General features: G+C 70.3%; 17 protein-coding genes. 9 read left to right on the top strand and 8 right to left on the bottom strand.

Features of this window, described 5'->3' with window-relative positions; genetic code table 11:
* Window positions 1-14: 14 nt before the first annotated feature.
* Window positions 15-209, top strand: a complete 195-nt coding sequence (locus tag ABZS37_RS28275; RefSeq protein WP_355173892.1) for a hypothetical protein — start codon at window positions 15-17, stop codon at window positions 207-209.
* On the opposite strand, the gene ABZS37_RS28280 is transcribed toward ABZS37_RS28275, so the two are convergent.
* Entirely contained in the window at window positions 194-1372 is a 1179-nt protein-coding gene (locus ABZS37_RS28280) for a glycosyltransferase family 4 protein (RefSeq protein WP_355173980.1), read from the bottom strand. The two genes, ABZS37_RS28275 and ABZS37_RS28280, sit on opposite strands and share 16 nt — an antisense overlap.
* A gap of 117 nt (window positions 1373-1489) precedes the next feature.
* A complete protein-coding gene (locus ABZS37_RS28285; protein WP_355173894.1) occupies window positions 1490-2752 on the bottom strand; it encodes an acyltransferase in 1263 nt (420 codons plus the stop codon).
* A 111-nt stretch (window positions 2753-2863) separates the two neighbouring features.
* Here ABZS37_RS28285 and ABZS37_RS28290 point away from each other — a divergent pair, with 111 nt between their 5' ends.
* A complete protein-coding gene (locus ABZS37_RS28290) occupies window positions 2864-4060 on the top strand; it encodes a DUF3068 domain-containing protein (protein ID WP_355173896.1) in 1197 nt (398 codons plus the stop codon).
* A 73-nt stretch (window positions 4061-4133) separates the two neighbouring features.
* Here ABZS37_RS28290 and ABZS37_RS28295 read toward each other — a convergent pair whose 3' ends face one another.
* Window positions 4134-4868, bottom strand: coding sequence for a class I SAM-dependent methyltransferase (locus ABZS37_RS28295; RefSeq protein WP_355173898.1), 735 nt, complete (start codon window positions 4866-4868; stop codon window positions 4134-4136).
* A gap of 344 nt (window positions 4869-5212) precedes the next feature.
* Between ABZS37_RS28295 and ABZS37_RS28300 the strand changes: the two genes are divergently transcribed.
* Together ABZS37_RS28300 and ABZS37_RS28305 are read left to right on the top strand one after the other, a co-directional pair.
* Entirely contained in the window at window positions 5213-5884 is a 672-nt protein-coding gene (locus tag ABZS37_RS28300) for a DUF6230 family protein (RefSeq protein WP_355173900.1), read from the top strand.
* Window positions 5885-5961: 77 nt separating this feature from the next.
* Window positions 5962-7572, top strand: coding sequence for a DUF6114 domain-containing protein (locus tag ABZS37_RS28305; RefSeq protein ID WP_355173902.1), 1611 nt, complete (start codon window positions 5962-5964; stop codon window positions 7570-7572).
* A gap of 130 nt (window positions 7573-7702) precedes the next feature.
* Here the strand turns inward: ABZS37_RS28305 and ABZS37_RS28310 are convergent, their stop codons facing one another.
* A complete protein-coding gene (locus ABZS37_RS28310; protein WP_355173904.1) occupies window positions 7703-9373 on the bottom strand; it encodes a DUF885 domain-containing protein in 1671 nt (556 codons plus the stop codon).
* 130 nt (window positions 9374-9503) lie between these two features.
* Here ABZS37_RS28310 and ABZS37_RS28315 point away from each other — a divergent pair, with 130 nt between their 5' ends.
* Entirely contained in the window at window positions 9504-10481 is a 978-nt protein-coding gene (locus ABZS37_RS28315; RefSeq protein WP_354997863.1) for a DMT family transporter, read from the top strand.
* An 18-nt stretch (window positions 10482-10499) separates the two neighbouring features.
* On the opposite strand, the gene ABZS37_RS28320 is transcribed toward ABZS37_RS28315, so the two are convergent.
* Both ABZS37_RS28320 and ABZS37_RS28325 read right to left on the bottom strand, forming a co-directional pair.
* Entirely contained in the window at window positions 10500-11573 is a 1074-nt protein-coding gene (locus ABZS37_RS28320; protein WP_355173906.1) for a PHP domain-containing protein, read from the bottom strand.
* 18 nt (window positions 11574-11591) lie between these two features.
* Window positions 11592-12356 carry a peptidoglycan DD-metalloendopeptidase family protein gene (locus tag ABZS37_RS28325; protein ID WP_355173908.1) on the bottom strand — a complete coding sequence of 255 codons (765 nt, stop codon included), beginning with the start codon at window positions 12354-12356 and terminating at the stop codon, window positions 11592-11594.
* 70 nt (window positions 12357-12426) lie between these two features.
* On the opposite strand from ABZS37_RS28325, the gene ABZS37_RS28330 reads away from it, so the two are divergent.
* From ABZS37_RS28330 to ABZS37_RS28345, 4 genes are all read left to right on the top strand, one after another.
* On the top strand, window positions 12427-12813 hold the full coding sequence (locus tag ABZS37_RS28330) for a hypothetical protein (RefSeq protein WP_355173982.1): 387 nt from the start codon (window positions 12427-12429) through the stop codon (window positions 12811-12813).
* A 112-nt stretch (window positions 12814-12925) separates the two neighbouring features.
* Window positions 12926-13093 carry a hypothetical protein gene (locus ABZS37_RS28335; protein WP_355173912.1) on the top strand — a complete coding sequence of 56 codons (168 nt, stop codon included), beginning with the start codon at window positions 12926-12928 and terminating at the stop codon, window positions 13091-13093.
* 117 nt (window positions 13094-13210) lie between these two features.
* A complete protein-coding gene (locus ABZS37_RS28340) occupies window positions 13211-13738 on the top strand; it encodes a tRNA adenosine deaminase-associated protein (RefSeq protein WP_355173914.1) in 528 nt (175 codons plus the stop codon).
* 145 nt (window positions 13739-13883) lie between these two features.
* Entirely contained in the window at window positions 13884-14330 is a 447-nt protein-coding gene (locus ABZS37_RS28345) for a nucleoside deaminase (RefSeq protein ID WP_354997870.1), read from the top strand.
* A 66-nt stretch (window positions 14331-14396) separates the two neighbouring features.
* On the opposite strand, the gene ABZS37_RS28350 is transcribed toward ABZS37_RS28345, so the two are convergent.
* Both ABZS37_RS28350 and deoD read right to left on the bottom strand, forming a co-directional pair.
* Entirely contained in the window at window positions 14397-15344 is a 948-nt protein-coding gene (locus ABZS37_RS28350) for a DUF559 domain-containing protein (protein WP_355173916.1), read from the bottom strand.
* Between the two features lie 350 nt (window positions 15345-15694).
* Complete coding sequence (deoD, locus tag ABZS37_RS28355) at window positions 15695-16402, bottom strand: purine-nucleoside phosphorylase (RefSeq protein WP_089018559.1); 708 nt, start codon at window positions 16400-16402, stop codon at window positions 15695-15697.
* Window positions 16403-16465: the final 63 nt, after the last annotated feature.

A 16465-nucleotide genomic window follows, 5' to 3' on the forward strand; every position in this document is an offset into this window, starting at 1 on the left:
ATTGGAGGATTGGCATGCGTAGAGCTCTGACCCTGGTCGTGTCCGGCCTGGTGGCGGCGTTGCTGGGGATCCTGGCCCTCGGCGGGCTCTCGGCCGCCGCGACCGCCACCGACAAAGAGGCGGCCAGCGAGGCCAAGATTGTTTCGGAAGCGGCCAAGCGTGCCGGAAAGAAGGACCCGTACGCCCCCGCGGTTTACGGCGAAAGGTAGGACGGCTCGCCCCGCTGCTGCACTGGGCGGGGCGACTCCACTCCGTCCAGCAGGGCCGCGAAGTGCCCACCCGCGGCCTGCCAGGTGAAGCTCGCCGCGTGCTCCCGGGCCTGCGCCCCCATCTCGCGCCGCATCTCATCCTCGTGCAGAAGCGTGCGCACCTTCGCCAGGTAATCGTCGATGTCGTCGGCCAGCAGGCCGGTACGCCCGTCGACGACCGCTTCGGCGACTCCACCCGCTTCGCGGAACGCAACCGTTGGCGTGCCCGCGGAACCCGCCTCCACAATCGTCAGACCCCAGCCCTCCTTGAGTGACGGGGTCAGCGCGACCCAGGCCGAGGCGAGCAGGGCGGCTTTCTCCTCCTCCGTCACGAAGCCCCGGAAATCCACCCGCTCGGTGATGTCCAGCTCCGCGGCGAGCTCGCGCAGGTGCGACTCCCACCAGCCCTGGCCGGCGATGACCAGCCGCAGCTGGGGCAGCTCGTCGGTGAGGGCCGCGACCGCGCGCAGCGCGACCTCCACCCGCTTGTGTGGCACCAGCCGATTCAGCGTCACGAGCAGCGGGAACGTCGCCCGCTCGGCGTCGGTGCGGGGCAGCGCCGGGGTGCCGTTGTGCACCACGGCGACCTGCTCCGGCGGTACGCCCAGCGTGGCCAGCTCTCTGCGGGTGGCCTCGGAGACGGTGACGTAGCGGCACCGCTGGTAGACGCGTACGGCGAGCGACGACTCGACCCACCAGCCGAACCGGGCGGCCCACTGGGGAAGGACCACCGGCCACTGCTCGCGATGCACGTGGTGGATCAGCTTGACCACCGGGCGTCGTGCCCACAGCGGGGCGAGAAACGGCAACCCGTTGCAGACGTCGACCAGGATGTCGGGCCGGCCGCCCCGACGGCTCGACAGCGGGCCTACGCCCAGCGCGCCGGCCAGGTAGCAGAGCGCCGCCCAGAGGTAGACAGTGTGTCGGCCGCCGCGCCGCACCAGCCGGACGCCTGCCTCGTTGACCTCGTCGCCGGGTGCTTGGCCATGGGCGGCGCAGAAGAGGGTGGCGCGAAAACCGCGCGCCACCAACTCGGCGGCGATCCGTTCCACGTACACCTCGGAACCGCCACCCTCGGGGTTACGGGTGTCTCGCCAGTTGAGAAACAGCACGTGTCCGGGCATGCCGAAGCGACGCTCCACGCGAACCCTACTCTCAAGTAATTTAGGGACGCGCGTCACACTAGGGGCTGGGGTGCTGCCCGGCAATGCCCCGATGGGCCAGCGCTGACCGGCTGGGCGCTACGCGCCGACCGTGGGCATCGGCGTACCCGCCGCGACCGACGGCGTGGTAGCCGGTGCGGCCCCGTCGACGGCGGGCGTGCCGGGTGCGTGCCCGCGCCCGGCTGGTCGGTGCCGACGTTGCGATCCGAGCATCTGCAGGGGCCGCTCGACGCCGTAGTAGCTGACGGTGGCGTACACGAGACCGAAGACCATGGTGAGGGCGAAGGTGTTGAACAGCCCACCGGTGAAGAGCGGCCGGTCGTCGAGCAGGTAGATGAATTCGATGACCAGCGGGTGCCACAGGAACAGCCCGTACGAGACGGCGCCGAGCCATCGGGCGAACGCGGTGCCGAAGACCTCCTTGACCCGGGTCGGTCCGCCGAAGGCCACCGGGATCAGGATCAGCGTCGCGATCGCGAGGTACAGGGCCAGCTTGAGCCCGAACTCGGCGGCTGTCGGGCCGGTGAGGTCGCGGGGGCCGGCGATGGGCGTCGTCGCGATCGCCATCAGGCCGACTGCCGCTGCCCAGCAGGCAACCGGTGCGGAGGCGAGGTCGTCCAGTACGCGGAAGGCGGCGGGCGCGGTCCCGGTACGCAGGGCGACGTGCGCCGCCGCCAGGGCCATGCCCGCGCCGAACCAGGCCGCGTACGAGGGGAGCCACATGGTGTGCAGGCCACTGTTGAGCCAGCCCAACCCCATCAGGGTGAGCCATCCCGCGGTCACCAGCACGCCCCCGCTGACGATCACGACGGTTCGGACGGGACGCCAGGACCGGCCCACGGCGAGCACGGCGACCAGCGGCAGGATCAGGTAGAACGCGACCTCGGTGGCGAGACTCCAGGTCTGGCTGAGCCCGTAGCGCAACTGGCCGGGCTGGTAGATCTGGGTGAAGGTCAGGTGGCGGAGCCAGTCACCGGCGGACGCCGGCCGATTCTGCGGCAGGACGATCAGGCAGACCAGCACTGCCAGCCAGTAGGCGGGCAGGATACGGAGGGCCCGCCGCCAGAGGTACCGCCTGGCGCGCGGTCGGGCCTGTCCCGTCGCGGCGCTGAGGGCCCACGGTCGGAACAGCAGGAACCCGGAGAGCACGAAGAAGATGGCGACGCCGACGTCCAGCCGGGCCAGCCAGCCGCCCCACGTGGTGTTCATGGTGGCGGCGGTCTGGAACCCAACGTGGTGACCGACGACCGCCACGGCGCCAATCGCTCGCAGCGCATCGAGTGCGGGGAGTCGGCCGGTTACCGAAGGTTGCGGAACTGTTGGCGCGGCGGCTGTGGACATCTGGACATCCAGGGGGTCGCTTTGAAGGTGACCGGGGAGTAACCTCCCGCCATGTTAAGGATCGGGTGCCCCGGACAACAGGTCGTAGGGCGGCAGGTTACAGGAGGATGAGTGAAGCTTCGCGTGGGCGCCGCGCTCTTCGGGCTAGGTGTCTTGTTGCTGGTCTTCGCGGCCGGGCTGCCGTTCTATGTGGCCCCCGCCGTGACCAAGCTCCCCTATGATCTTGAACCAACGACATCCGTCGCGGAGGCGAAGAACGCCAAGTTCCTGAAGATCACCGCAACTGGAAGTTCGGTGAGCATCGAGGTCCCGCAGGGCGACCTGGTGTCCAACGTCGAAGTCATTCCGCAGCCGGACGACACGAAGGACCGGCTACCGAAGGAACTCAAGGGCGACGCGGTGATCTGGGACGTCTACCAGACGGTCAGGCGTACCGACACCCCGGATGTGGTCAGCCAGTACAGCACCGAGCTGGCTCTCTACCGGATCTCCGGCGCGGCCGCCCCGTGGAAGGAGCAGTGGCTCAACGAGACCGGCGCGGACCAGACTCCGGTCGGAAACGTGAGTTACTCCGGCCAGATCTACAAGTTCCCGTTCGGCACCGACAAGCGGGACTACCAGGTTTTCGACCGTGACCTGAAGCGGGCCACCCCGGCGAAGTTCACCGGCACCGAAAAGATCAAGGGTATCGAGGCGTACCGCTTCGAGCAGCGCATCGAGAACGAGGTGCTGGCCACCCCGGAGAGCAGCATCCAGACGCTGATCGGCAAGTTCGCTCCCGGCGCCACCAGCGGTCAGATCGTCTACAGCAACACCCGCACGCTCTGGGTCGACCCGGTGACCGGCTCCTACGTGAACGTCCGGGAACAGCAGCACAAGGAGTTGCGCCCGAACACCGGCACCGCCACGGTGCTGCTGGACGCGGACTTCAACTACACCGACGAGACGGTCAGCAACAGCGTCAAGACGGCCAAGGACAATGGCTTCAAGATCGGCCTGATCAGTTTCTGGGGCCCGATCGCCGCCGGTGTCCTCGGCTTGATCGCCCTCGTCGTCGGCGTGTGGCTGGTGACCCGACCCAACGACGGCGCCGCCCGGCACCGCGCCGAGCCGGCGACCGCCGACCCGACTCCAACCCGGGTGGACCAGGCGCCGGTACGCGACAGGGACACCGCCGAGCAGCCCAGGACCGAGCCCGCGGGCGGTCCGCTGACCGACGAGATCCCGCCGGCGTCGACGAACTGGAAGTCCGAGGACCCGACGGTCCCGACCCAGCGCCCGGCGCACGGCGAGGTGGAGCAGCGCTGACGGGTACGACGAGGAAGCATGATTGAGGGGTGGACCAGGATGCGGTCCACCCCTCAATCATGCGGTGGGTCAGCTAGGCGCGGCGTACCGCGTACCGCGTGCAGACCCAGTCTTCGCTGTACAGCAGATCGCGCCACTGCCCGACGATGTCCCCGCCGTATACGGTCATCAACCGCACCATGTCGGCGTGCGGTACGACCGTCATCTTCATCGGCGCCGGATAATTGAGCAGGTGGCACTGTGCCCAGCTGATCAGGCGGAACGGCGCCAGCTGCCAGATGATGCCCCTGGCCGTACGCGCCGGCTCGGTTGGCAGCCCAACGACGGCGATGCCGCCTGGCCGCAGCACGCGCAGGAACTCGGCCAGATAGTCATCGATAGCGGGGCGCGGCAGGTGCTGCAACACCAGGGCGCTGTAGACCAGGTCGAAGTGGCCGTCGGGAAACTGGCTCAGGTCCGGCGCGTCGTTGAGAACGAACCGGATGTTTCCGGCACTCCGGTCCAGTCGCCGGGCGGTCTCCAGCATGGACGGAGCGATGTCCACACCGACGACCTCGTCCGCGTGCGGAGCGAGCGCCTGCGACAGCCGCCCGACGCCGCAGCCGAAGTCGAGCACTCGCTCCCAGCGGGTGGGTAGGCCGAGCTGGCGAAGCCAGCCAGTCGTCTCCTCGACGTCGGTGCGGCCGGTGGCCAGGAACTCCCCGACGTCCCACCGTCCGCCGCGTTTGCCGGGCTCAACGAGTACGGCCCAGAGTGGATCCTCAGCTCCCAGCTTGGTCCAGTCGCGTCGCACGTCGTCCAGATGCACGCCGAAACCCTAGGGCACCCGGCCATTCAGCGATGCCCGGCTGGTTCCGAGGTCGCCTCGGTGTTCGGACGAGCGGGCGAGCCGCACGAGCCTCCGCGACCTGCGTACTTTACATCCGTTACCTAATTGTAATTCGTCGATGCCCCGCCACTCTCCGCTGTTGCGGAGTGGGTTTGTGCCGGCTTTGTCGCCTCCCGGGGCTTCTGGCCGTACGGGAACCTCTACGTTTCGTGACGCCAGCCTGCCCGTGGATCGCCCTCGTGTTACCGCCGGGTGGTCAGGGGGTTGTGAGCCGCGCCGAAACGGGTGCACGATCAGGCTCGATCGTTACCCGCCGGTAACACATGACGGGCCTGGTGCGGGGCCGCCAGTCCGGGACCGGCCACCTGAGGAGGAACCCCGTGCAGGATCGATTTGAGGATCAGGGTCGTACCCGGTGGCGGCGGTTCGTCGCCATGGTGGTCCCCACCACCGCCGCCGTCGGCGCCATCCTGTTCGGCATGTCGACCGGCGCCATCGCGTCCGACGTCACCGTGTCCGGGCAGACGTTCAAGATCGGCGCGGCCCGCCTTGAGGGCGACGGCTTCAAGCAGTACGGCGGCGTCGTCCGGGAGAAGGGCGAGGACGGCAAAACCCGCCCGATCGCCGTCGCCGAGATCAGCAGCGCCGAGTTGTACAGCCTCTGCCAGTCCGTCCGCTCAGACCTGCCCGGCCTGCCGGTGGTTCTCACCATCAACGCCGGTGAGGGCAAGGAGCCTGCCCGGGCCAAGGACCTGCTGATCGCCATGGACTCGCTCGACGGCAACGCGACGTTCACCAACATCAAGATCGGCCGGGACGCGACCGACCTGAACGCGACGGCGCAGAAGGGTTCGTTCGGCCAGAACTCCGACCACGTCACCATCACCAACCTGCAGCAGGTGTCCCGGTACACCACGGCGGCCACCTTCAACCTGGTCGGACTCCGGTTGAAGGTCAACGTGGGCGACGACGCCAAGGGCAAGGAGTGCTTCTGAGGTGAGTCGGGGCCCGCGGTGGCCGACCACCGCGGGCCACGGCCCCGTCCCCGTCCCCGCTCCGCCAGGAGGAGTACGTGACAACCGCCAACCCGACCCACGCCCGGCCCGGCGGCACGGCCCAGGCGTGGCGGACCTTCCGCCGCTGGCAGCGGAGCCGACCGTTCTGGGGTGGCCTCTTCATCATCCTGGCCGGGGTGGAGATGTTCGCCTCCACCCGGATGACGATCAACGGCCTGAGCTTCCACAGCGGAACCACCGGTCTGCTCTCGCTACTGATCCCGGTCATCCTGGTGACCTGCGCCCTGCTGCTCTGGTTGAGCCCGGCGCAGCGGCTGTTCTACTCGGTCGTCGCGGCGTTCACCGTGGTCTACTCGCTGATCGGGCTCAACCTCGGCGGCTTCTTCGTCGGTCTGCTGCTGGGCATCGTCGGAAGCGCGCTCGCCTTCGCCTGGACGCCGACCCGACCCGCGCCGGCCGACGCTGAGCAGGCCGACGCTGAGTTGTCCGACGCTGAGTTCTCCGACGCTGAGCAGGCGGCTGAAGATCAGCCCGGCGCGCAGCGGGACGATGCGGATCAGCCCCACGCGGAGCGGCTCGGCTCGGAGCGGCTCGATACGGGGCGGCTCGATACGGGGCGGCTCGATACGGGGCGGCTCGATACGGGGCGGCTCGATACGGGGCGGCTCGACACCGAGCGGCTCGCAGCGGTGCCGGCCGGCACGGCTGGTGAGCGGGTGGATCACCCGGCGGGCGGGACGGCCGACACGGGCGCACCGCCCGAGTGGCCGGGACGTTCCGCTGATCCGCGGACCTTCGGCATCGTCGTGGTGGTGCTCGGCCTCGCCGCCGCCGGACTGGCCGCTCAGCCCCGAGCGGTGCAGGCCGCCCCGAGCAAGCCCGCCGCGACCGCCTGTCCCACCCCGTCGCGGGCGGTCACTCCGTCGCCCCGTCCCAGCGCGCCCACCTCGACGCCGACGGCGAGCCCGAGTCCAAGCCCGGAGCGGGACGGCAACGTGATCACCGACATCCTGGACGGCATCGGTGACCTGCTCACCGGTGGACACCGCACGGACACCGCGACGCCGTCGGCGAGCCCGACCGCCAAGCCGTCGGCACAACCGACCGTCACGCCGACGGCCCGCCCCGGGTCCACGGCCTGCCCGTCGCCGGCCCAGCCTGGTAAGCCGGGCACGACGACACCCGAGAAGCCGGGCACAGTGGAGCCGGGCAAACCGCTGCCGCGCATCGCCGCCGACCCGAATCTGCCGAAGGTGGCCCAGACGCCGTCGAAGCTCACCGGATCCAAGGTGACCATGACCGGGCTCCGTTTCGAGGGGATCACCGACCTGCAGACCGAGAAGGGCACCCTCAAGGTGCTGAAGTTCAGCATGGAAAAGGCTGTGACCGACGACTTCCTGCTGAGCGCGGACGGTCCGCAGGGACGTAGCCAGCGGTACGCGACCGACAGCCTGACCATCAGCGGTGACGTGGCCTTCTACTCCACCCGGTTTGTCGGCAAGCTGGCCGGCATCAAGATCACTCTGACTCCGGACCTGCCGTTCCCTGACGGACTCCCGGTCACGTTGCCCATCCCGGTCACGTTCACCGACCCGGTCATCGACCTGGCGTACGTCACCAGTGACACGCTGACCGCCCGGCCGTCCTTGGCGCTGACCCTCGGCTGAGCCGCACACCCACCGCTGACCTCGGCTGAGCCGCGCACCCACCGCTGACCCTCGGCTGAACCCGCGCACCCGTACCGATGGCTCCGGGCGCCGACGACTCGTACCGTCGGCGCCCGAAAGCGTCAGCGGCTCAGAGCCGGGCGAGCGCCTGGCGCAGCGGGTCGAGACCCAGCGCGCCCAGGTCCAACGCCTGCCGGTGGAACTCCCGCAGGTCGAAATCCGCGCCCTTGCGGGCCTTGGCGTCCTCGCGGGCCTGGAGCCAGATCCGCTCGCCGACCTTGTACGACGGTGCCTGCCCCGGCCAGCCCAGGTAGCGGTTCAGCTCGAAGCGCAGGTTCTCGTCCGGCACCCGGCAGTGCGCCCGCATGAACTCCCAGCCCAGCTCGGGCGTCCACCGCTCGCCGGGGTGGAAGCCGAACGGGTTGTCCTTCGGGATCTCCAGCTCCAGGTGCATGCCGATGTCGACGATCACCCGGGCCGCGCGCATCGCCTGGCCGTCGAGCATGCCCAGCTTGTCGCCCGGGTCTTCCAGGTAGCCCAACTCGTCCATCAGCCGCTCCGAGTAGAGCGCCCAGCCCTCGCCGTGCCCGGAGACCCAGCAGAGCAGCCGCTGCCAGCGGTTGAGCAGGTCGGCCCGGACGGCGGTCTGCGCCACCTGGAGGTGGTGACCCGGCACACCCTCGTGGTAGACGGTGGTCACCTCTCGCCAGGTGGAGAATTCGCTGATGCCCTGCGGCACCGCCCACCACATGCGGCCCGGGCGGGAAAAGTCCTCACTCGGGCCGGTGTAGTAGATGGCGCCGTCGCTGGTCGGGGCGAGGCAGCACTCGATGCGGCGGACCTGCTCCGGGATGTCGAAGTGGGTGCCGTGCAGCTCGGCGATCGCCTTGTCCGCGAGCGCCTGCATCCAGTCCCGGAACGCCTCCTTGCCCTGGATGGTCCGGGCCGGGTCGGCGTCCAACGTGGCCACGGCCTCGTCGACGGTGGCACCGGAGCCGGCGATGCGCCCGGCGACGACCCGCATCTCCGCCTCCAGGCGGGCCAGCTCCGCGAAGCCCCAGGCGTACGTCTCGTCCAGGTCGACCTTGGCGCCGAGGAAATACTGCGAGGCCAGCTCGTAGCGCTCCCGGCCGGCGGCCTGCTTGTCCCGACCGTACGGGGCCATCTCGGTACGCAGGAACTGGCCGAACTCGGCGGTCGCCGCGGTCGCCGCCGCCGCACCCCGACGCAGCTCCGCGCCGAGCGTGCCCTCTGCGCCCAGCCGCTCGACCAGCCCGTGGAAGAAGTTGTCCCCGGTCGGGTCTACCCAGATGTCGCACTGCTTGGCCACCTCGACCAGCTGCACCTTCGAGCTGATCTGGCCGGCGGCGAGCGCCTCGCGCAGCGTGGTCTTGTAGCTGTCCAACGCGCCGGCGAAGCCGTTGAGCCGGGTGGCGATGTTGGCCTGCTCGTCCGTGGTCGCGGTCGGCATCAGGTCGAACACCATGCGGATCTCGTGCAGCCCGCTGGTGATCACGCTGACCTCGCTGGTCACCTCGCCCGCGTCGTACCGGGCCAGGTCCAGGCCGAGTCGTTCCTGCATGGCCTCCTTGGCGGTCCGTTCCGGCTCGGTCGCCGGTTCGGTCACCTCCAGCTCGGAGAGCGTCCGTCGGGTGAGGTCCGCGCGCGCCCGGTAACCGTCGGGCGAGAGGTCGTCGAGCTGGTCGTCATGGCCGGCGATGCCGACGAAGGTCGCGCCGGTAGGGCTCAACGGCGCCCACTCGGCCACATATCGGTTGGCGATTTCATCAATTCGTCCCACGCTGCGACCCTACGTGACCACCCAGCCCTCGTGTCGACGACGTTTGTCGTGTTCAAGCCACAGGTTGCGGCACGGTGCGACGTCCGAAAGGCGCGCGACTTTGTCGGACGGCTACGGCAGAGTGTCAGGGGTGACCACCGATATCACTCCTGACAAGGCACCGGTCCGATCCTGGCTGCCGGGCTTCGTCGCCCTCGCCGCGATCTGGGGTTCCAGCTTCCTCTTCATCAAGGTCGGGGTGGCCGAGCTGCACCCGGTCCAGCTCACCCTCTACCGCGTTGTCGCTGGCGCGTTGACCCTGCTGGTGGTCCTCGCCATGCTGCGCGACCGGCTGCCCCGCGAGCCCCGGGTCTGGGCGCACCTGACTGTCGTCGCCGCGTTCGGTGTGGCCGTGCCGTTCACCCTCTTCGGCTACGGCGAGCAGCGGGTCGAGTCGATGCTGGCCGGCATCTGGAACGCCACCACGCCGCTGATCGTGCTGCCGCTGGCGGTGCTGGTCTTCCGCACCGAGCGGTTGACCGTGCGCCGCGCGGTCGGGCTCGGGCTGGGCTTCCTCGGTGTGCTGGTGGTGCTCGGGGTCTGGGAGGGCATCGGCGGGGCGCATTTCACCGGGCAGCTGATGTGCTTCGGCGCGGCGGCCTGCTACGGCGTCGCCATCCCGTACCAGAAGCGGTTCGTCGCGGGCAGCGCGCACTCCGGTCTCTCGCTCTCTGCCGCGCAGCTGCTGCTCGCCGCCGGGCAACTGGCCATCGTCACCCCGTTCGTCGCCGGCATGCCGCCGCTGCCCACCGAGTTGTCGGCGGGGGTGGTGGCAAGCGTGCTGACCCTCGGCGCGCTCGGCACGGGGCTCGCGTTCGTCATCAACATGCGCAACATCCGGGTGGCCGGTGCGAGCACCGCCTCCACGGTCACGTACCTGATCCCGATCTTCGCGGTGCTGATCGGTGCCGTGGCGCTCGACGAACGGCTCAACTGGCACCAACCGGTCGGCGCGCTCATCGTGCTGCTCGGGGTCGCGGTCTCGCAGGGCGTGTTCGGCCGCAGGAAGCCACTGCCCGTGGTCGGCGTTCCCGCCGTACCAGCAGCCGAGCCGGCCACCCAGCGCTGACCCACGCCACGCCGCCGATCAGCGCCGATCGTGCGTCCAGGCCACGAGTTGCTCCGCCGACCAGGTGTTGACCACCCGGTCGGCGGAGACGCCGCAGAGAGCGGCCCGCTCGCAGCCGAACCGCTGCCAGTCGAGTTGACCGGGCGCGTGCGCGTCCGTGTTGATCGCGAACCGGCAGCCGGCCTCCAGGGCACGACGGATCAGGCGTTTCGGCGGGTCCTGCCGCTCCGGCCGAGAGTTGATCTCGACGGCGGTGTCGTGTTCGGCGCAGGCGGCGAAGACCGCGTCCGCGTCGAAGTCGCTCTCCGCACGGGTCCGGGCGCGGTGCCCCCGGTCGCCCGGCCCGGTCACCCCGGCCGGGCGGGACGACACCATCCGGCCGGTGCAGTGGCCGAGGATGTCCAGGTGCGGATTCGCGACCGCGGTCAGCATGCGCCGGGTCATCTTCGACCGCTCGTCGTTCAGGCCGCTGTGCACCGAACCGACCACCACGTCCAGCTGTGCCAGCAGCTCATCGTCCTGGTCCAGCGAGCCGTCGGCGAGGATGTCCACCTCGATCCCGGTGAGGATCCGGAAACCCTCGGGCAGTGCGGCGTTGACCTGCGCCACATGGTCGAGCTGCCGGCGCAGCCGGTCCGCGGTCAGCCCCCGTGCCACCTTCAGCCGCGGCGAGTGGTCGGTCAGCACCATGTACTCGTGACCCAACTCCACCGCGGCCAGCGCCATCTCCTCGATCGGCGAGCCGCCGTCGGACCAGTCCGAGTGGGTGTGACAGTCGCCCCGTAGGGCGGCGCGCAGCGCCGTCGCCTCGGCGTCCAGGTCGCTGCCCTCGGTCGCCACCAGCCGGCGCAGGTAGACCGGCTCCTCACCGGCCAGCGACTCCGCCACGCAGCGCGCCGTGACGTCACCGACCCCGGCCAGCTCGGTGAGCGTGCCGTTGCCGGCCCGCTCGGTCACCTCGGCCGCCGGCAGGCCGGCCAGCGCCTTCGCCGCCGACCGGAACGCGCGGACCCGATAGGTGGCCTCGTTCGCCCGCTCCAGCAGGAATGCGATCCGGCGCAGGTCGGCGATGGGGTCCCGGGCGCTCGTCACGTCAGGGAGCCTTTCACGTCAGGGAGCCTTCGGGCAGCCGTGTTTGCGTTGCCACGTGGTGACCTCGGCGGCCGGCTCCCGATTGCCGCCGCGTCGCCAGGAATCCAGGTAACGCGCCGGCCACAGCACCCCGCGTCGGATCCACCAACCGTCCTTGCCCGCGCACGGCGGGGAGATGCCGAAGTGCACGTGGCAGACGTTGTTCGCGTTGCCGGTGCGCCCCACCTTGCCGAGCTGCTGCCCGGCGCGGACCCGGACGCCGGCGTCGACGCCGCTGGCCACCACGCTCAGATGCGAGCCGTAGTAGCGCACCCCGTCATCACCGAGCAGGGCGACCGACAGGCCGCCGTTATCCGGACCCTGCGGACCACGCTTGGTGTACCGGTCGACGCGACTCACCTCCAGCACCGTCCCGTCGGTCACCGCCACGAACGGCTCACCGCAGTCGGCGAAAAGATCCGTGGCCGGGTACGCCCCGTGCGTCGGGTGATAGTCCACGTTGTCGGCGCGTACCGGAAAGACATGCCGCAGCCCGGCGCGGGGCGCCGTCACCGACGGCCCGGCCGACGACGGCACCGGGCTGGCCGGGCCGGTCGCCGTCGGGGTGGCCGACGGTGACGCCGGCTGGTCGGCGGTCGCCCAGACCGCCGGCGGCGTCGGCGCGGCGCCGTCGGGCGGCACCCCCGGCCGGGTGGTCGCGCAGCCGGCGGCCAGCACCGGGGCCAACAGCAGCAGGATCGGGTACGCCGGACGCACGCGGCGGCCGATCGTCGGCGAGGGCATCCGGTCATCCTGGCAGAGCCGGTACCGTGGGCACGAGCGGCGCGCGTGAGGGGAGGCAGCGACGGTGACCATCGCCCGACCCGAGCCTGGCCCGGATCCCGGTGCCGCCGCACGCCCGGTGGCACGTCTCCCCTCAGGGCTCTTCCCCTCTGGGCCCCCGCCTCGCCCGACCTACCGCGAGCCGCACCCGATCACCGGCGGCGGTGTCGCCGCTGGCGGCGGCGCCGCGGCCGGCTGGCTGCTGCTGTTCGGCCTGCTCGGCACCGATCTGGCCAGCTACGCGTGGTGGACGGTGGTGGCCGGCCTGCTGGCGTGGCTGACCGCCCTGGTGCTGGTCCGCTACGGCGACCGCGGGGTTGCCACCGGGGTCGCCATCGTCACTGCCGGTGGCTGGAGCATCGCCGCCGCCGTCGTGGCGGTTCGCTGGGCCACCAGTGGCGACTGGCCGCTGTGGTGACCAAGGGCCGGCAGGCCCCGAAACGGCTGCCGATGACTGCGCCGCGTGCCCGGTTGGCTGCGTAGCGAACGCCGTCTTGACGTGGCCGCCGAGACTCGGCACGCTCGGCACTATGGCCTGGACCACCCCGCGACAGGACCCCGATCGCTGCCGCCGCCGCCTGCAGTTGCTGGCCGAGTTGGCGGGCGCCCGGGCGGTCCGCCAGCGCAGCCGACCGCAGCGCCAGCGCACCGAGCGTCTGCGCCAGCTCATCGCCACCCGCCGTCGGGTAGCCGGCTGATCCGACTTTGTCAGGAATGGCCGGCCCTTCGGGGCGTTGACCGGTCGCCCGCCGACCCGACCGGCTAACGTGCACGCGTAACGAGTCGACGCTGTGTCGAGGGCTATTGGGGGGACCGTGTCGTACTTCGCTGCGGCCGTGGTGCGTGACGACAGTGGCTGGACCGCCGCCGAGGTCAGCCTGCGTGGCGCTACCGACATCGATGAGGTCGCTGACCGGTTGCGTGACGTCGACCAGGAGGCCGACGTGTCGCTGCTCTTCGTCGAGGCCGACGACGCATACCTGGTGGTCCTGCGTCTCGACGAGGGCGAGGACCTGCGGGTGTTCGGTTCGGACTCCGCGTACGCCGAGGAGTCCCAGCTGGGCTCGCTGCTGGTCGGTGACCTGAAGACCTCGGTCACCGGGCTCGACGGCGACGAGGAACCACGCTCGGTGACCATCGGCGACGAGGAGAGCGAGCAGCCCGTCGTCGACCCGGAGGCGGACCCGGTGGGTGATGCCGATCTGCTGGCCAACCTGGGCATCTCCGCACAGAAGCTGCTGAGCCTGTGCACGCACGACGGGATGCTGCCGGCGGAGGTCACCGCCGAGATCTGCCAGGTGCTCGGCTGCGTCGACGAGGTCGAGGAGCTGCGTGAGGTCTGAGCCGGCCGACGCCACCGATCCTGCACTGGAGACGATCCGGCCGGGGCAGCCGACCCCCGGTGCGGTGGGGCGCGCCGGGCCAGGCGCCCACGAGGGCTTGGCCGACCTGGGCGAGGTCGGTCGGCGACAGCGGCACGAGTCGTGGATGCGCCGCGCCCTTGAGGTCGCCGTCACGGGCCCTGCCGGCGCTGCCGCAGGCGCCACCGACGTGGACGACGTGCCGGTGGGAGCGGTGCTCTACGGGCCGGACGGGACCGAGCTGGCCATCGGACGCAACGAGCGGGAGCTGACCGGCGACCCCACCGCCCACGCCGAGGTGCTGGCCCTGCGCCGAGGCGCCGAGCAGGCCGGCCGGTGGCGGCTGGACGGCTGCACCCTGGTGGTCACCCTCGAACCGTGCACCATGTGCGCGGGGGCGCTGGTGCTGGCCCGGGTCTCCACCGTCGTCTTCGGCGCGTGGGAGCCCAAGACCGGCGCTGCGGGGTCGCTCTGGGACGTGCTGCGTGACCGCCGGCTCAACCACCGCCCCGAGGTCTACGGCGGGGTGCTGGAGGCCGAGACCGCAGCCGTCCTACGCGCCTTCTTCCGCTAAGCACCACGCGCCCCCCGCCCCGCGCCCCGCGCCCCCCCTCGCGCGTCGCCCCCCTGGCGCGTCGATCTAGGGCATATCGTCACTAGTCGATCTCTGCGGGCGACGATTAGCCCTAGATCGACGGGCGGTGGTGATGGTGGAGAGAATCGTTTCGGGGGAGTGGTAGAGATCCGCAGCGGTGAAGTAGCGCATCGCCCAGCCCTGTTGCTCCAGCCAGTTGTGACGGGATCGGTCCTGTCGCAGACGCTGCTGGCTGAGGTGGGAGGAGCCGTCGTATTCTGCTGCGATCATGCGGCAAGGATCGCCGAGGTCAAGGCGGCATCGGACGCGCCCCGCGGCGTCGCGCACCGGCAACTGTGGCACGAAATCCCTGATGCCAGCGTCAACCAGGAGTAACCGGAGCTGGGTCTCCTGCCTGCACTCCGCTCGTCCGTCCGCGATCGCCACCAATTCGCGAGCCGCTCGCACACCACGTAGGCCATCGTGTCGGCCCACCTCGATGAGCAGTTCCTCCTGCGTCACCGCACCGGCGAAGAGCGCGGCGTCAAGGACCGGCAGTGCCTCGAGCCGGGGAAGCGTACGGGCGAGATCAACGGCGACTCGGGACGCACATGCACAGGGAAGACGAAGAATGGAAACGGGCGGAGCGGTCCGCAGGACTGTCTGGTGCGAGGTGATCCCTCGCCGTTGCGGGAAAGGGCTTCCCGCAAGCGTGAGCAGGTGAATGTTGTTGCTCGGTACAACCCCGAAGCCGTGGAGTAGGGCAGCGGTGTGGAAGCCCAGCACCGCGTCCGGGTTGTCCATCAGCGCGGCTTGGGCCCGCCCCCACAGCCCGGGCGAGTCCGGGCCGGAGATGTATCTGCCGTGGCCCGGCCGGTGCAGCCGCCCTCTGTTCGAGCGCCAACTGATCGCCCCCGCCGACAATCCAGCATTCAGAAGTTGACGGTAGTGAGCCGGCTGCTGGTCGATTGAAATCCGCCAGGGTAGCTCCGCTGCCTGCGAGTAAAGGTCCACGACGGCGAACGTTGCCCCCGCTCACCGTCGCCGCGCTCGCCCGCTGCCGCATCCTGTGGACAGCCGACGGCCCTGTGGACAGCCCCCACTCGCCCCACCCTTGTGCTATCCACCCCCACCCCCGCCCCCACCCCCGCCCCCACCCCCACCCCCACCCCCACGTCGTATGCCCCTAGCGCCGTCGATCTAGGGCATATCGTCGTGATTCGAGATCCACTAGCAGCGATATGCCCTAGATCGACGAGGTGGGAGAGGTGGCGCGGGGCGGAGCGGGGCGGAGCGGGCGGGGAGGGGCGGCGTGGGGGCGGGGCGGGGAGAGGGGGGTGAGGCGACGTGGGGGGTGGGACGGGTTAGGTGATGATCGTGTCGAGGGCGATCTCGACCATCTGGCTGAAGGTCTGCTCCCGCTCCTCCGAGGTGGTCTTCTCGCCGGTCTTGATGTGGTCGCTGACGGTCAGCACGGTCAGCGCCCGGGCCTTGAACCGGGCGGCGATCGTGTAGAGCGCCGCCGACTCCATCTCCACCGCCAGCACCCCGTAGTCGGCGAGCGTGTCGTAGAGGTCCGGCCGGTCGGTGTAGAAGGCGTCCGCCGCCAGGATCGGCCCGACGTGCATGGTGATGCCGCGCCGCTCAGCCACCTCGACCGACGTACGCAGCAGACCGAAGTCGGCCACCGGGGCGTAGTCGATCAGCCCGTCGAAGCGCATCCGGTTCATGTTCGAGTCGGTGGACGACCCGATCGCGGCCACCACGTCGCGTAGTTGGAGGTCGGTGCTCAGGGCGCCACAGGAGCCGACTCGGATCAGCGTCTTCACGCCGTACTCGTTGATCAGCTCGTGGGCGTAGATGGAGGCCGACGGCATGCCCATGCCGGAGCCCTGGACGGAAACCTCGACGCCGTTCCAGCGGCCGGTGAAGCCCAGCATGCCCCGGACCGTCGAGTAGCAGGTGGCGCCCTCGAGGTAGGTCTCTGCGATCCACTTGGCCCGCAGGGGGTCGCCCGGCATCAGGACCCGCTCGGCGATCTCGCCCGGCTTCGCGCCGATGTGCGTACTCATGACAAAGATCCTGCCAGGCCGGCTCGGGCGATACCGGTTCGGCGTCGGAACCGGCGGTCCTGT

The sequence above is a fragment of the Micromonospora sp. NPDC005413 genome (genome assembly GCF_040606435.1).
Lineage (GTDB): Bacteria > Actinomycetota > Actinomycetes > Mycobacteriales > Micromonosporaceae > Micromonospora.

What these genes read in the sequence shown, in the direction of transcription:
- ABZS37_RS28275 (WP_355173892.1), top strand. Translation starts at nt 15, where the DNA reads ATGCGTAGAGCTCTGACCCTGGTCGTGTCCGGCCTGGTGGCGGCGTTG.
- ABZS37_RS28280 (WP_355173980.1), bottom strand. Translation starts at nt 1,372, where the DNA reads ATGCCCGGACACGTGCTGTTTCTCAACTGGCGAGACACCCGTAACCCC.
- ABZS37_RS28285 (WP_355173894.1), bottom strand. Translation starts at nt 2,752, where the DNA reads ATGTCCACAGCCGCCGCGCCAACAGTTCCGCAACCTTCGGTAACCGGC.
- ABZS37_RS28300 (WP_355173900.1), top strand. Translation starts at nt 5,213, where the DNA reads ATGACGGGCCTGGTGCGGGGCCGCCAGTCCGGGACCGGCCACCTGAGG.
- ABZS37_RS28325 (WP_355173908.1), bottom strand. Translation starts at nt 12,356, where the DNA reads ATGCCCTCGCCGACGATCGGCCGCCGCGTGCGTCCGGCGTACCCGATC.
- ABZS37_RS28335 (WP_355173912.1), top strand. Translation starts at nt 12,926, where the DNA reads ATGGCCTGGACCACCCCGCGACAGGACCCCGATCGCTGCCGCCGCCGC.
- ABZS37_RS28345 (WP_354997870.1), top strand. Translation starts at nt 13,884, where the DNA reads ATGCGCCGCGCCCTTGAGGTCGCCGTCACGGGCCCTGCCGGCGCTGCC.
- deoD (WP_089018559.1), bottom strand. Translation starts at nt 16,402, where the DNA reads ATGAGTACGCACATCGGCGCGAAGCCGGGCGAGATCGCCGAGCGGGTC.